This is a genomic window from Streptomyces himastatinicus ATCC 53653 (assembly GCF_000158915.1).
GTDB classification, from domain to species: Bacteria; Actinomycetota; Actinomycetes; order Streptomycetales; family Streptomycetaceae; genus Streptomyces; species Streptomyces himastatinicus.
The window spans coordinates 7,504,905-7,518,993 of sequence record NZ_GG657754.1; the positions used below are offsets into that span (position 1 = coordinate 7,504,905).

The window sequence follows — 14,089 nt, forward strand, 5'->3', positions numbered from 1 at the left end:
CGGGTGTGGGCCTTCTCCGCTTGGAACGGCGGCCGGTCCAGGAATGCGGCCTGCGGAGCCCGCGGCCGACCCTGCGCCGGGATCTGCGCTGAGCCGGTCGAATCCCGGACGCGGACGTTCACCGGCTCCTCCCGAACAGGTCGTTGAGGGATTCCGTCCGGTACCCGGCGGCCGGGACCGCCGGTACTTGGGCCTGACAGATCTGTCGCTCATGGTGTGGGCGGACTGCCTCAACGATCTCTTCTCGGCGTCGGGCGAGGACGGCAGCTGCTGGAACGCCCTCGTGCCCTTGCGGATCACTCCCAGCAGTTGCTCACCGGGCAGGGCCGTCGCCGAGCGCCCGCCTCGTTCGGATGCGTTCGTGGAGGTGGTCACGGCTTGTGCTCGACGCGTAGTTCGGCCCAGACGCGTTTCCCCCAGGGTCGCGGCGGGGCGTACGCGAGGGCATCGTGGGTCCTTCCTGGCGGAGCGGCGCGTGGGGCACGCGGTGGGCCGCGCGTCCGTGCCTCACCAGGTAACCGATGGGGGCAACGGATCGGGCATGCCGCTTCCGGCACAGGCTCCGCCGTGTCACGGATGTCGAGCAGGTGCGTCAGCTCCTGCTCGGAACGGCTGAGCGGCTACGCGGCACGGCCCGGCTGGGAAGTCGTCCTCGGCGACGTGAAGGGCGAGACGGCCGGCCATGCCTTCGGCGTCCCCCTCGCCCCCACCACCCGGTGGTGGGCCTCCATGGCCAACCCGCTTCCCGAGGACTTCACCACTCCCGACGCATCCATGACGAGCTGATCTCGGGCCGGGCCGAGGAGCGCGTCGTCCTTCTGGTCAATCCCCAGCACGGCGACGGCAAGCTCAAGGCAGTGTACGCAGCCGTTCCCCGACTCCCCGGTGTACGACGTCATGGTGCGGCCGCTGTGATCAGCCGTTGAGGTCCACGCGCACGGTCAGCAGATCGGTGCCGAGGGCGCGGACCGCGGCGCTGTTGTAGCGGGGGAGGCCCTTGAGGCGGGCGCGGGCGTCGTCCTCGGGGAGGGGGTGGGCGGTGCCGGTGTGCCAGGTGCCGTTGATGCGGACCCGGACCCTGGGGTCGGCCCGGATGTTCCGTACGTACTGCGACCGGTCGCCGAACTCCGAGACGAACCAGAACGCGTTGCCGACGCGGCGTCCGCCGACGGGGGTGCGCCGGGGCAGTCCGGAGGTCCGGCCGGTGGTTTCCAGGAGGGTCTGGAACGGGAGCCGGGACAGGATCGGGTTGCCGACGCGTCGTTGGAAGGTCGTGACGACGCGGTGCTTGAGTGCGTGGTGGCGGGACATGCCGTATGCGCTCCCTTTCGGTGGTGGGGCCAATGGTGCACGGCAGTGGTCGACAGGCCCAAGGGCACGCGCCGGTCGGGGGTACGTCGGGGAAAACGAGGTGCCAGGGGCTTGGGGGTTTGGTTGGGTGGCGGCATGGACGAATGGGGACTTCTGGAACGTTCCGGCGGGCCGGTGACGCGGGGGCGGCTGGTGGCGGATCTGCGGGCGCTGGGGGTGGGGGAGGGGGATGTCGTCATGTTCCACACCGAGTTGTCCGCCCTCGGGTATGTGGCGGGCGGCCCGCAGACCGTGATCGGGGCGCTGCTGGACGTCGTGGGGGAGCGCGGCACGCTCATGGCCTACTGCGGGTGGAACGACGCCCTGCCGTACGACTTCGCCACCTGGCCCGCGGAGTGGCAGGAGGCCGTGCGCGCCGAGCACCCCGCGTACGATCCGGCGCTGAGCGAGGCGGACCACGCCAACGGCCGGTTGCCGGAGGCGTTGCGGCACTGGCCGGGGGCGGTGCGCAGCGGCCATCCGGACGTGAGCTTCGCCGCGGTCGGGGCGAGGGCCGAGGAGCTGGTGGCCGACCACCCGTGGGACCACCCGCACGGGCCCGGCAGCCCGCTGGCCCGGCTGGTCGAGGCGGGCGGGCGGGTGCTGTTGCTGGGGGCGCCGCTGGACACGCTGACGATCCTGCACCACGCCGAGGCGGTGGCGGACGCGCCCGGCAAGCGGTTCGTCACGTACGAGCAGCCGGTGCTGGTGGACGGGCGCCGGGTGTGGCGGCGCTTCCGTGACATCGACACGGAGGACGAGGCGTACGACTACGGCTCCGTCGTCCCCGAGGGCAGCTGGCCGTTCACGGTGATCGCACGGGACGCGCTGGCCGCGGGCATCGGCACCCGGGGGCGGGTCGGGGCCGCCGAGTGCCATCTGTTCGGGGCGGCGGAGCTGGTGCGCTTCGGGGTGGGGTGGATCGAGCGGGAGCTGGGGCCGTGAGCCGGGGTCAGCGGGCCCGGTAGGCGACGGGTTCTGTGCCGGGGACGGGTTCGGCCCGGCCCAGGTTCACCAGGCGGCGGAGGTGGGCTTCGGCCTCCGATACGGCGATGTTGCGGGAGCCGTAGGGGATGTCGGGCCAGGGGCGGTTCCACTCCATGCGCTCGGCGAGCTGCCAGGGGGTGAGCGGGGTGGTGAGCAGGGCGCGGAGGTTCGCGAGGCGGGTCTCGTGGTGGTCGAGGAGGGCGCGGACGCGGGCGGGGGCGTCGGTGAAGGCGTACTGGTGGGCCGGGAGGACTTCGGCCGGGTCGAGGGCGGCGACGTGCGTCAGGGAGTCGAGGTAGTCGCCGAGCGGGTCGGTGCGGGTGGCGTCGGACGGGTCCTCGTACAGGCCGATGTGCGGGCTGATCTCGGGGAGGAGATGGTCGCCGGAGAAGAGGCGGCCGTGGCCGCGGAGCGCCGCGGGGTGGGTCTCTTCCAGGTGGAGGCAGACATGGCCGGGGGTGTGGCCGGGCGTCCAGACGGCGCGGAGCCGGCGGCCGGGGAGGTCGAGGAGTTCGCCGGGGGCGATCTCGCGGTCGGGGAGGGCGGCGCGTTGCCCCGGGAGGCTCGAGCGACCCTCGGCGCGGGCGGCGCGCAGCGGGGCGAGGTGGTCCTCCGGGGCACCGGCCGCGGCCAGCTTTTCGGCGAGGTAGTCGAGCCATTGGGTGGGTTCGGCCTCGCGGGTGCGGCGTACGACGTGGGCGTCGGCGCCGTGCATCGCGATCCACGCGCCCGATGCCTCCCGCACCTGGCCGGAGAGCCCGTGGTGGTCGGGGTGGTGGTGAGTGACGAGGACACCGTGGATCTCGGCGACGCCGGTGCCGCAGGCGGTGAGCCCGGCGGTGAGGGTGTCCCAGGCGGTCGGATCGTCCCAGCCGGTGTCGACGAGGACCGGTCCGCGGTCGGTGTCGAGGAGGTGGACGAGGGTGTGGCCGAGCGGGTTGTCCGGGATGGGGACGGGGATGCTCCACACCCCGCCGCCATGGTCGGTGACGTCCGTCGCCTCTGGCACGGGGTTCCCCCTTTTCGCGAGTGCGGCCGGGCCGCGGCAGCGCATGCATTGCCCACTATAACTAGAACTGGTATCAGTTCTGATGCATCGTCAGGTATCCGGCGGGAGGCATCAGCGATGGGCGACCTCATCGAGTACGGGCAGCTCTTCATCGGCGGGGCGCTGGTCGATCCGGCCGGGGCGGAGACCATCGAGGTCGTCTCGCCGCATACGGAACAGGTCATCGGGCGGGTGCCGCACGCCTCACGGGCCGATGTGGACCGGGCGGTGGCGGCGGCGCGGCGGGCGTTCGACGAGGGGGAGTGGCCGCGTACCCCGCTGGAGGAACGGATCGCCGTCGTCACGCGGATCAAGGACGCGATCGCCGTACGGCACGAGGAGATCGCGAAGGTCATCAGCGCGCAGAACGGCTCGCCGTACTCCTGGAGCGTCCTCGCCCAGGCGCTCGGCGCGATGATGGTGTGGGACGCGGCGATCACGGTGGCGCGCGACTTCACGTTCGAGGAGCGCCGGGCCGGGGTGCTCGGCCCGCTGCTGGTGCGGCGGGAGCCGGTCGGGGTGGTGGCGGCCGTCGTGCCGTGGAACGTGCCGCAGTTCGTGGCGGGCGCCAAGCTGGCACCGGCGCTGCTGGCGGGGTGTTCGGTGATCCTCAAGCCGTCGCCTGAGACACCGCTGGACGCGTATCTGCTGGCGGAGATCGCGACCGAGGCGGGGCTGCCGGAGGGCGTGCTGTCGATCCTTCCGGCGGACCGGGAGGTCAGCGAGTACCTGGTCGGGCACCCGGGGGTCGACAAGGTGTCGTTCACCGGCTCGGTACCGGCGGGCAAGCGCGTGATGGAGGTGGCCTCCCGCCAACTGACCCGGGTGACCCTGGAGCTGGGCGGCAAGTCGGCCGCGGTGATCCTGCCGGACGCGGATCTGGAGGCGGCGGTCGCGGGCATCGTGCCCAACGCGTGGATGAACAACGGCCAGGCGTGCGTCGCCCAGACCCGCATCCTCGCCCCGCGCAGCCACTACGACGAACTGGCCGAACGCTTCGCCGCCGCCGCCTCGGCCCTGGTGGTCGGCGATCCGCTGGACCCGGCGACCCAGGTCGGCCCGCTGGTGGCGCAGCGGCAACAGCGGCGCTCGCTGGACTACATCGCGCTCGGACAGCGCGAGGGCGCCAAGGTACTGACGGGCGGCGGCCGCCCCGACGCCCAGGACACGGGCTGGTACGTCGAGCCGACGCTGTTCGGGGACGTGGCCAATACGATGCGCATCGCCCGGGAGGAGATCTTCGGCCCGGTCATCTGCCTGCTGCCGTACGGGGACGAGGAGGAGGCGGCCCGGATCGCCGACGACTCCGACTACGGGCTGTCCGGCAGCGTCTGGACGGCGGACGTCGCGCACGGCATCGACTTCGCGCGGCGCATCCGCACCGGTACGTACTCCGTGAACACCTTCAGCCTGGACATGCTCGGTCCGTTCGGCGGCTACAAGAACTCCGGCCTGGGGCGGGAGTTCGGCCCGGAGGGGCTGTCGGCCTACCTGGAGCACAAGATGATCCACCTGCCGCAGGGGTGGGACGGGGAGCAGGGCTGATGGGCGACCGCTGGCGGATCGAGGTCGACCGGGGCGTCTGCATCGGCTCGGCGTTCTGCGTGAGCAGCGCCCCCGGCGGCTTCCGCCTGGACGCGGCGCGCCAGTCGCATCCGGTGGAGCCGGAAGCGGATGCCTCCGAGGCGGTGCTCGTGGCGGCCGAGGGTTGCCCGGTGGAGGCCATCGCGATCCGCCTTCTCGAAAGCGGTGAACAGGTCTTTCCCCCCGACGAGTAGCCGGCCCCCGGTGGGATTGCGGGTATGGGGCAGCTGGGAAAAACGGAAGAGCGGAATTCAGGAATCCTGAAAATAACGCCATCCGATGGGCACGCACGGACCGATCGGTATTGGCCATTCTTCGCATCCGGCATGTCCGAATGTACATCAAATCGCAGGCGGAGGCGGAATACGACGGCGGTTCCGAGACCGACGTCGTCATGAACACGATCTGCCATGAGACCGGTCACGCCGTCGGGCTGTCCCACGGTGCGCAAGCGTCTCCGGCCGTCGGACAGTCCGACTCCCGGCTCGGCTGCATGCGCAACACGCGCAACGCGGACTGGCGGGATCTGGGCTCCCACAACACCGCCACCATCAACGCCACCTACTGAAAAAGATGCCGCCGGGTTGAAAGAAACGCCGCCGCCGGCCGCACAAGGTAGGTGTCAGCAGCGGAACGAGACCCCCACACGGTGGCGGGTGCTGGGGGATGATGTCCCGTCGCCTGGAAGACGAGTTCGACGCGATCTACCGGCAGACGCGCGACCACGTATGGCGCTATCTGCTGCGCAGACTGCCGCGCGGCGAGGTGGACGACGCCTTGGCCGACGTCTACGTCGGGGCGTGGTCGTCGCGGCGCGGCCTGCGCGGCGAACCGTTGCCATGGCTGTACGGCATCGCCCGCCATGTGGTCGCACGACGGCTCGAGATGGCGCGAAAGACGCCCATGGCGCACGTGCGGCCCGCCGCGGACAGTGCCGAGGCGCAGGTCGCCTCCAGGGACGAAGCCTTCGGGGCGCTGGCCCGGCTCAGCGACAAGGAGCGGGAAGCGGTGCTGCTGATCGCCTGGGAGGGCCTGACCCCTGCCGAGGCGGCGCGCGCGGTCGGCTGTACCACCGCGGCGATGACGCTTCGCTTACACCGGGCCCGTCGACGTCTCGAACGCGACCGGAAGGAAGCAGATGACCACAACTGACTGGCTCCGCCGACGATTCAGCGGCCTCGACCCGGCTCCTGATGCCACTGTGCCCGACCCCACTCACGAGAAGGTTGATGCCGTGCTTTCACGCTTGCAGTCGGCTTCCGGCGCCAGGCCGCCCCGGCGCCGACGCCCCGTACTTCTGACCGCTCTCTCCATCGGGGTGATCGCCGCCTCGGCGGGGGTGGCCGTCTCGGTGACGGGAGACGATCAGGGCGACACCCCCCAGCCCAAAGTCGTGAACGCCGAAGTTCAGGTGGCGTATCCCCTGGACAGTGACCGGGACTGGGTTTCCTATGCCGACTATGTGGCCGAAGTACACGTGGCGTACGGCAGTGAAAAGACCGAGCCGGTATCCGATGACGTAAAGGCCAAGGGCGAAGGGCATGTCGACCGTACCGGCCGAATTGTGGTGGACAAGCTTCTCTACAGCAGGAAGGGCGCCGATCCGCTGCCCGACGGCGGATTCACGAGTCAACTCGCCGGATTCTGGTGGGACAAGGACTCGGGGCGGCAGGAGTTCACCATCAAGGGCACGTCCCGCCTCGAGCCCGGCCACAGCTATATCGCGGTGATCGTCAAGGACGAGAGCACCCAGGAGTTCGAGCCCGCGATCTACGGGGGCGTGCTGCCCTTCGACGGAGGCACGGTCGGCCTCGGGGAGCTCGAGGGCCGGGACAACACCAAGCTTTCCGCGTCGGCCGCCACCGAACCCGGTGGCAGCTTCGCGGAAGAGGTGCAGGGCAAGGGAATTCAGGAGGTCGAGCAGCTTCTCGACCGGGCGGAGCAGTATCCGGCCGCCGTCGAGCATGCCGAACTGCCCGCGGGCAAGCGGTACGAAGAAGTCGTCAAGGCCGGAGAAGAGGGGAAGGCCGACCAGCCTCAGGGGTAGGCCCGAACCGCACGAGCGGCCCCGTCGTTCCCTGGGGACGACGGGGCCGCGGTCGTTCGAGCGGGGCTCAAGTGGGGGCACCTACGGTGGGGGTGAGGGAGTGGGGTCAGGCCGTCTCGTCGAGTGCGGGCTCCGCTCCATCGGTAGACGCTGGTCCCTCATCCGGCGTAGGGCTTCCTCCGACATCGTCCGCGCAGACCTCCACCATCCGCGCGACGACGGATGGTGCATCAGACCCAGCCCTCGCATCGGGAGATGCGGATGGCGTCCACCCGGTTGCGCGCCCCGGTCTTACGGGTAATCGCGGCCAGGTAGTTGCGTATCGTCCCGTTGGACAGGTGCAGGGTCCGGGCGATCTCCGCGATGGAGGCGCCGTCGGCCGCCAGTGACAGGACGCCCAGCTCGCGCTCGGTCAGCGGGATCTCGGCTGCCTTGAGGAAGCCGTAGCCCAGCGAGTCGTCGATGAACCGCTCCTGCTTCGCCACATGCCGGATGCCGTCCAGCAGCCGCTGGGGCGGGGCGTTCTTGTCGATGTACCCGAGGGCCCGGGCCTTGTGCGCGCGGCGCAGTTGTCCGGGGCGCCCGGCGTTGGCCAGCACGAGCAGTCCGGACTCGGGGCCGCTCTCCGCCGCCGGGGCCTCGGCCATGAGCTTGCCCAACTCGCCCTTGCGGGCGGCCTTGTCGGAGCCGGGGCAGTCCGTGTCGACCACGCAGACGTGTGGTTGTAAGGAGCGGGCTCTGCTACGCGCGTCACGCCATGCGGCGGAAGCCACATCGAACTCAGGTTCGGCTTGTATCAGTGCGGCCAACGCGGACCGCAGCAGGTATGAATCGTGTACCAGAAGAACCCGAATCACGGAGTTCTTCACCCCCTGTAGACGTTGTTCCGTCGCACGCCGTCGTCGCTCTGTCGCGCGCCGTTCATGAATACCGGGATTGCCCAGGGCGTGAACGCGAAATTTAAGCCAAAGGGGGGCGCGCAGGCGCACATCTTGCTGCCCCCGCGCGCCCTTGAGATACATCGTGCGCCGTCTGCGCCCCCACCGCGCCCATCGTGCGCCGGTCAGGGGTGCTCGGTCGGGGCCGTCAGATCGATCAGTCGGCAGACCGTCTCGATGTCGATTTTGACCTGGGCGATCGAGGCCCGCCCCGACAGCCAGGTGATCAGCGCCGAGTGCCAGGTGTGCTCGATGACCCGCACGGCGGACAGTTGCTCGGCCGTCGGCGGGCCCTCCAGGCCCATCGCGTCGAGGATGATCGCGGTGGTGAGCCGGGAGACCATGTCCACTTCGGGGCTCACCGAGCGGTCGGCGAAGGTGAGGGCCCGCACCATCGCGTCCGCCAGATGGGGTTCGCGCTGGAGCGCGCGGAAGGCGCGCATCAGGGTCTGGGCGACCCGGGTGGCCGGATCCTCCTCGGTCGGCGGGCGCTTGCGCAGCGTCTCGTGCATGTGCTGCAACTGGTCCTGCATGGTGGCGACCAGCAGATGGACCTTGGACGGGAAGTAGCGGTAGAGGGTGCCGAGCGCCACGCTGGAGTGCTCGGCCACCTCGCGCATCTGGACCGCGTCGAAGCCGCCGCGGCTGGCCAGCCGGGCGCTGGCGTGCAGGATGCGCCGGCGGCGCGCCTCCTGCCGCTCGGTCAGCTGCAAGGAGGCCGGCTTGACTTCTGCGGTCATTTGTCTCACTTCGGGTGCATAGTGTCTGCGCTGCGGTTGACAAACGGACACCGTGCATGATGGCAGGGTCGGCCTAGGGGCGCGAGTCAGTGAAACTCGTTCTAGGGTCGCGTGTCGCTCGAGCCCACCGTCCGCCGTCTGTGCAGTTGAGGCGGGTGGTCACCCGGTGGCGCGTGACGCGCCGATCGCCGGTCGGTGCATGGGCGTTTGCCGGGCTCGCGTGGATATGGCCGCACCTCGGTCGGGGGTGTCGCACCCAAGGGGCTACCGAGTGGTAGGAATCACCCGTCCCGGCGCCGGGGGCGACGGGTTCGCCAGGTATCTTCGAGACTTCTGGGGGATCCTTTAGTGAAACTTGTTCTAGATAATCGTGAGCGGCTACGCTCCCGCTGAAGTGCATCAAGGAGGGGGCGCGAGTGACCGCAGAGGCCGCGCAGGAGACCGGAGTCGACCCGCTTCGGACCGGGCCCCCCGCCCCCGCGGAGGACGGTCCCCCCGCCCCCGCTGAGGACCGGGCCCAGGGCGGCGACCGGCCGTTGCGCATCGCGCTGCTGAGCTACAAGGGGAACCCGTTCTGCGGAGGCCAGGGCGTCTACGTACGCCATCTCTCCCGCGAACTCGCCCGGCTCGGCCACACCGTCGAGGTGATCGGCGCCCAGCCGTACCCGGTCCTCGACGCCGAGGACGGCGTCACCCTCACCCGGCTGCCCAGCCTCGACCTCTACCGCCAGCCCGATCCGTTCCGTAACCCCGGGATCGCGGAGTACCGGGACTGGGTCGACGCGCTGGAGGTCGCCACCATGTGGACCGGCGGCTTCCCCGAACCGCTCACGTTCAGCCTGCGCGCCCGCCGCCATCTGGCCGCCCGGCGCGGCGCGTTCGACGTCGTCCACGACAACCAGACCCTCGGCTACGGGCTGCTGGGCATGGAGCGCACCGGCTTCCCGCTGGTGACCACCATCCACCACCCGATCACCGTGGACCGCCAGTTGGAGCTGGACGCCGCCGAAGGCTGGAAGCGCCGCCTCTCCGTACAGCGCTGGTACGGCTTCACACGCATGCAGAAGCGGGTGGCCCGGCGGCTGCCCTCGGTGCTCACCGTCTCCGGCTCCTCGCGCCGGGAGATCGTCCAGCACCTCGGCGTCCGGCCGGGGCGCGTGCACGTCGTCCACATCGGCGCGGACACCGAACTGTTCGCGCCCGACCCCGCAGTGCCGGTGGTCCCCGGGCGGATCGTGACCACCTCCAGCGCCGACGTACCGCTCAAGGGTCTTGTCCACCTCGTCGAGGCGCTCGCGAAGGTCCGCGCCGACAACCCGGACGCCCACCTCGTGGTTGTCGGCAAGCGCCCCGAGGAGGGGCCGGTGGCCGCCGCCATGGCCCGCTACGGGCTCGAGGGTGCCGTCGAGTTCGTCAAGGGCATCAGCGACCCCGAGCTGGTCGACCTCATCCGCGGCGCCCAGATCGCCTGTGTGCCCTCGCTGTACGAGGGGTTCTCGCTGCCCGCCGCCGAGGCCATGGCCACCGGCACCCCGCTGGTCGCCACCACCGGCGGCGCGATCCCCGAGGTCGCGGGCACGGACGGCGAGACCTGCCTCGCGGTGCCGCCCGGTGACGCGGGCGCGCTGGCCACCGCCCTGAACCGGCTGTTCGCCGACGCGGACCTGCGCAGGCGCCTCGGCGCCGCCGGACGGGAGCGGGTGCTGCGCCGCTTCACCTGGGAGCAGGCCGCCCGCGGCACCGTCGAGCACTACCGCGCGGCGATCGGCGCCCAGGCCCGGGCAACAGGGTCCCGCGCCGCCCGCGCCCGGGCCGTGCGCTGAGCGCCCCCACCTGCCCCCACCTGGCTTCGACCCGACCCACGACCCCGCCGGACGAAAGCAGACCCCCGTGCTGACCGTCGATTTCTCCCGCTTCCCGCTCGCCGCCGGCGATCGCGTCCTCGATCTGGGCTGCGGCGCCGGACGCCATGCCTTCGAGTGCTACCGGCGCGGTGCGCGGGTCGTCGCGCTCGACCGCAACGGCGAGGAGATACGCGAGGTCGCGAAGTGGTTCGCCGCCATGAAGGAGGCCGGTGAGGCGCCCGCCGGGGCCACCGCCACCGCCATGGAGGGCGACGCGCTGGCCCTGCCGTTCCCGGACGACAGCTTCGACGTCGTCATCATCTCCGAGGTGATGGAGCACATACCCGACGACAAGGGCGTGCTCGCCGAGATGGTGCGGGTGCTGCGGCCCGGCGGCCGGATCGCCGTCACCGTGCCGCGCTACGGGCCCGAGAAGGTGTGCTGGGCCCTGTCCGACGCGTACCACGAGGTGGAGGGCGGCCACATCCGCATCTACCGCGGGGACGAACTCCTGGAGCGGATGCGCGAGGCCGGGCTGCGGCCGTACGGCACCCATCACGCCCACGGTCTGCACAGCCCGTACTGGTGGCTCAAGTGCGCCTTCGGCGTCGACAACGATCAGGCGCTGCCGGTGCGCGCGTACCACAAGCTGCTGGTCTGGGACATCATGAAGAAGCCGCTGGCCACGCGGCTCGCCGAACAGGCGCTCAACCCGCTGATCGGCAAGAGCTTCGTGGCGTACGCGACCAAGCCCCACGCGCCGAGCAGCGAGGACCAGGCGTGACGGCGCGCGGCCCGCGCCCCGGCCCCCGTACCGAACGGCTGACGCTGCCCGGCGTCCTCACCGCCGACGAGGCGCTGCGCACCGTCGAGGGCATCGCCGCTGTCCAGCGCGCGGACGGCGCCATCCCGTGGTTCCGCGGTCACCACCTCGACCCGTGGGACCACGTCGAGGCGGCCATGGCGCTCGACGCGGCGGGCGAGCACGAGCGCGCCGAGGCCGCGTACCGCTGGCTCGCCGCCCATCAGAACCCCGACGGCTCCTGGTACGCCGCCTATCCCGACACCCCGGCCGGGGTGGCCGCCGACGCCCCCACCGACCGCGCCCGCGAGACCAACTTCTGCGCGTACGTGGCCGTCGGCGTCTGGCACCACTACCTGGCCACCGGCGACGACACGTTCCTCGACCGGATGTGGCCGACCGTCGTCGCCGCCGTCGAATTCGTGCTGGGGCTCCAGCAGAGCGGCGGCCAGATCGGCTGGCGGCGCAAGGCCGACGGCACCGTCGACCCGGACGCCCTGCTCACCGGCTCCTCCTCCATCTACCAGGCCCTGCGCTGCGCGCTCGCCATCGCCGAACACCGCGAGGACCCGCAGCCGGACTGGGAGCTGTCGGCGGGGGTGCTCGGGCACGCGATACGCCACCACCCCGAGCGCTTCCTCGACAAGAACCGCTACTCGATGGACTGGTACTACCCGGTCCTCGCCGGCGCCCTCACCGGTCCCGCCGCCACCGCCCGCATCAAGGAGGGCTGGGACCGCTTCGTCGTCCCCGGCCTCGGCATCCGCTGCGTCGCCCCCAACCCCTGGGTCACCGGCGGCGAGTCTTGCGAACTCGCCCTGGCGCTCTGGGTGATGGGGGAGTCGGACCGCGCGGTGGAGATCCTGCGCTGGATCCAGCGGCGGCTGCGCGCGGACGACGGGATGTACTGGACGGGGTACGTCTACGAGGACGACGCCATCTGGCCCGAGGAGCGCACCACCTGGACCGCGGGCTCGCTGCTGCTGGCCGTGGCCGCGCTGGGCGGTGACGAGGCGACCACGGCCGTCTTCGGCGGCGAGCACCTGCCGCGGGGGCTGGACTCGGACTGCTGCGGCTAGGCGGCTGTACGGGGGGGAGCGTACGGGGGGCTCAGCGTACGGGCCTCAGCCGCGGCGGATGCGGCCCGCCACGGCGTGGCCGATGAACAGGTAGACCACGGCGGGCAGACCGTAGTTGAGGACCGTCCGCAGCCAGTCCGTATCCATCGTGAACAGGTCGTGGGACCAGCCCGCGAGCCAGCCCGCCGCGTCGCGGACCACGGACACGAGGTCGTTGGCGGGGTTGGCGTCCAGGAGGGCGAAGAGAATCCACAGACCGAGGATCACGGCGGTGATGTCCGCGACGACCATCACGACGGTCGCCGCCTGGTTGTTTCCGTAGCGATAATTTCGGGACATGCCGGACGTGTTGCCCCGGTGGTCCGTCCCAAACCACTCAGGTGTTCAATTCCGCCAGCACCCGCAGCGTCTCCGGGTCCGGCGCGATCACCAGCAGGTCCGTCACCGGGCCCTTGCGCCACAGCTCGAGACGCTCCGCGATGCGCTCGCGCGGGCCGATCAGGGACACCTCGTCGGCGAACGCGTCCGGTACGGCCGCGATCGCCTCGTCGCGGCGGCCCGCGAGGAAGAGTTCTTGGACCCGGCGCGCTTCGTCCTCGTAGCCCATGCGGGCCATCAGATCGGCGTGGAAGTTGCGGGCCGCGTGGCCCATGCCGCCGATGTAGAAGCCGAGCATCGCCTTCACCGGCCGCAGCCCCTCCGCGATGTCGTCGCACACCCGCGCCTGGGCCATCGGCGCCACCATGAAGCCGTCGGGCGCCTCGGCCAGGGCCGTCTCGTACAGCGGGGTCCGCTGCGGCGACCAGTACAGCGGGAGCCAGCCGTCGGCGATGCGCACGGTCTGGGCGATGTTCTTGGGCCCCTCGGCGCCGAGCAGCACCGGGAGGTGGGGGCGGAGCGGGTGGACGATGGGCTTGAGCGGTTTACCGAGGCCGGTGGCGTCAGGACCGGCGTACGGATGCGCGTGATAGCGCCCGTCGAGCCGTACGGGCCCCTCGCGGCGCAGCACCTGCCGGATGACGTCGACGTACTCCCGGGTGGCGGTGAGCGGGCTCGTGGGGAACGGCCGCCCGTACCAGCCCTCCACGACCTGCGGACCCGACAGCCCGAGGCCGAGCATCATGCGCCCGCCGGAGAGGTGGTCGAGGGTGAGCGCCTGCATCGCGGTGGCGGTGGGGGTGCGCGCGGCCATCTGCGCGATCGCCGTGCCGAGCCTGAGGCGGGAGGTGTGGGCGGCGATCCAGGTGAGCGGGGTGAAGGCGTCCGAGCCCCAGGACTCGGCGGTCCAGACGGAGTCGTAGCCCAGCTCCTCGGCCTGCCGGGCGAGTTCCGGATGGCGGGGGTCGGGGCCGCGGCCCCAGTAGCCGAGCGCCAGGCCGAGCCGCATGACAACCCCTCTCTGACGTTCTCTGACGTCATGTCAGGCCGTGTGCCGCCTGGACTGTACGGCCCGGGTGCGCACATGGCAACGGCCCCCCGCCCCCGTGGAGGGGGCGAGGGGCCGTGTCAGCTGTGCTGCGTCAGTCGCGCTGTGTCAGCCGCGCTGGATGCCCGTGGTGTCCTGGAGGACGCCGCGGCGCCCGTCCTGGGTCTGCGCGACGAGCGCCTGACCGCGCTGCTCGACCGCCAGGTACCAGGTGCCGGGGGCCAGTTCGGCGATGGTGCTCGAC

16 protein-coding genes are annotated in these 14,089 nt (G+C 71.3%); 10 read left to right on the forward strand and 6 right to left on the reverse strand.

What is annotated here, in order from left to right; all coding sequences use genetic code 11:
- The first annotated feature begins 576 nt into the window (after positions 1-576).
- The gene (locus tag SSOG_RS52665) at positions 577-786 is read left to right on the forward strand and encodes a hypothetical protein (protein ID WP_154686005.1); all 210 of its coding nucleotides are present in this window, start codon (positions 577-579) and stop codon (positions 784-786) included.
- A 129-nt stretch (positions 787-915) separates the two neighbouring features.
- Here SSOG_RS52665 and SSOG_RS31795 read toward each other — a convergent pair whose 3' ends face one another.
- Positions 916-1,311 (reverse strand): nitroreductase/quinone reductase family protein, encoded by a 396-nt coding sequence (locus SSOG_RS31795; RefSeq protein ID WP_009718369.1) that lies wholly within the window; start codon positions 1,309-1,311, stop codon positions 916-918.
- Between the two features lie 135 nt (positions 1,312-1,446).
- Between SSOG_RS31795 and aac(3) the strand changes: the two genes are divergently transcribed.
- Entirely contained in the window at positions 1,447-2,295 is an 849-nt protein-coding gene (gene aac(3), locus SSOG_RS31800; protein ID WP_039939167.1) for an aminoglycoside 3-N-acetyltransferase, read from the forward strand.
- 7 nt (positions 2,296-2,302) lie between these two features.
- Here the strand turns inward: aac(3) and SSOG_RS31805 are convergent, their stop codons facing one another.
- Positions 2,303-3,346 (reverse strand): Strvi_7410 family MBL fold metallo-hydrolase, encoded by a 1,044-nt coding sequence (locus SSOG_RS31805; protein WP_009718371.1) that lies wholly within the window; start codon positions 3,344-3,346, stop codon positions 2,303-2,305.
- 117 nt (positions 3,347-3,463) lie between these two features.
- Between SSOG_RS31805 and SSOG_RS31810 the strand changes: the two genes are divergently transcribed.
- From SSOG_RS31810 to SSOG_RS31830, 5 genes are all read left to right on the forward strand, one after another.
- The gene (locus tag SSOG_RS31810) at positions 3,464-4,930 is read left to right on the forward strand and encodes an aldehyde dehydrogenase (protein WP_009718372.1); all 1,467 of its coding nucleotides are present in this window, start codon (positions 3,464-3,466) and stop codon (positions 4,928-4,930) included.
- On the forward strand, positions 4,930-5,163 hold the full coding sequence (locus SSOG_RS31815) for a ferredoxin (protein WP_009718373.1): 234 nt from the start codon (positions 4,930-4,932) through the stop codon (positions 5,161-5,163). Before SSOG_RS31810 ends, SSOG_RS31815 begins: the two co-directional genes overlap by 1 nt.
- Positions 5,164-5,303: 140 nt before the next feature.
- The gene (locus SSOG_RS31820; RefSeq protein WP_009718374.1) at positions 5,304-5,537 is read left to right on the forward strand and encodes a hypothetical protein; all 234 of its coding nucleotides are present in this window, start codon (positions 5,304-5,306) and stop codon (positions 5,535-5,537) included.
- 98 nt (positions 5,538-5,635) lie between these two features.
- Complete coding sequence (locus SSOG_RS31825) at positions 5,636-6,121, forward strand: RNA polymerase sigma factor (protein WP_009718375.1); 486 nt, start codon at positions 5,636-5,638, stop codon at positions 6,119-6,121.
- Positions 6,108-7,016 (forward strand): hypothetical protein, encoded by a 909-nt coding sequence (locus SSOG_RS31830; protein ID WP_154686006.1) that lies wholly within the window; start codon positions 6,108-6,110, stop codon positions 7,014-7,016. The genes SSOG_RS31825 and SSOG_RS31830 overlap by 14 nt, the downstream gene beginning before the upstream one ends.
- Before the next feature lie 230 nt (positions 7,017-7,246).
- Here SSOG_RS31830 and SSOG_RS31835 read toward each other — a convergent pair whose 3' ends face one another.
- Together SSOG_RS31835 and SSOG_RS31840 are read right to left on the reverse strand one after the other, a co-directional pair.
- On the reverse strand, positions 7,247-7,873 hold the full coding sequence (locus SSOG_RS31835) for a response regulator transcription factor (RefSeq protein ID WP_009718377.1): 627 nt from the start codon (positions 7,871-7,873) through the stop codon (positions 7,247-7,249).
- Between the two features lie 206 nt (positions 7,874-8,079).
- Positions 8,080-8,694 (reverse strand): TetR family transcriptional regulator, encoded by a 615-nt coding sequence (locus SSOG_RS31840; RefSeq protein WP_039939170.1) that lies wholly within the window; start codon positions 8,692-8,694, stop codon positions 8,080-8,082.
- A 416-nt stretch (positions 8,695-9,110) separates the two neighbouring features.
- On the opposite strand from SSOG_RS31840, the gene SSOG_RS31845 reads away from it, so the two are divergent.
- From SSOG_RS31845 to SSOG_RS31855, 3 genes are all read left to right on the forward strand, one after another.
- On the forward strand, positions 9,111-10,517 hold the full coding sequence (locus SSOG_RS31845) for a glycosyltransferase family 4 protein (RefSeq protein ID WP_039939172.1): 1,407 nt from the start codon (positions 9,111-9,113) through the stop codon (positions 10,515-10,517).
- Positions 10,518-10,584: 67 nt separating this feature from the next.
- On the forward strand, positions 10,585-11,322 hold the full coding sequence (locus tag SSOG_RS31850) for a class I SAM-dependent methyltransferase (RefSeq protein WP_009718380.1): 738 nt from the start codon (positions 10,585-10,587) through the stop codon (positions 11,320-11,322).
- Positions 11,319-12,419 (forward strand): prenyltransferase/squalene oxidase repeat-containing protein, encoded by a 1,101-nt coding sequence (locus tag SSOG_RS31855; protein WP_009718381.1) that lies wholly within the window; start codon positions 11,319-11,321, stop codon positions 12,417-12,419. Before SSOG_RS31850 ends, SSOG_RS31855 begins: the two co-directional genes overlap by 4 nt.
- Before the next feature lie 45 nt (positions 12,420-12,464).
- Here the strand turns inward: SSOG_RS31855 and SSOG_RS31860 are convergent, their stop codons facing one another.
- Both SSOG_RS31860 and SSOG_RS31865 read right to left on the reverse strand, forming a co-directional pair.
- Positions 12,465-12,758 carry a hypothetical protein gene (locus SSOG_RS31860; protein ID WP_009718382.1) on the reverse strand — a complete coding sequence of 98 codons (294 nt, stop codon included), beginning with the start codon at positions 12,756-12,758 and terminating at the stop codon, positions 12,465-12,467.
- Positions 12,759-12,795: 37 nt separating this feature from the next.
- Positions 12,796-13,806, reverse strand: a complete 1,011-nt coding sequence (locus SSOG_RS31865; protein WP_009718383.1) for an LLM class F420-dependent oxidoreductase — start codon at positions 13,804-13,806, stop codon at positions 12,796-12,798.
- Positions 13,807-14,089 lie beyond the last annotated feature (283 nt).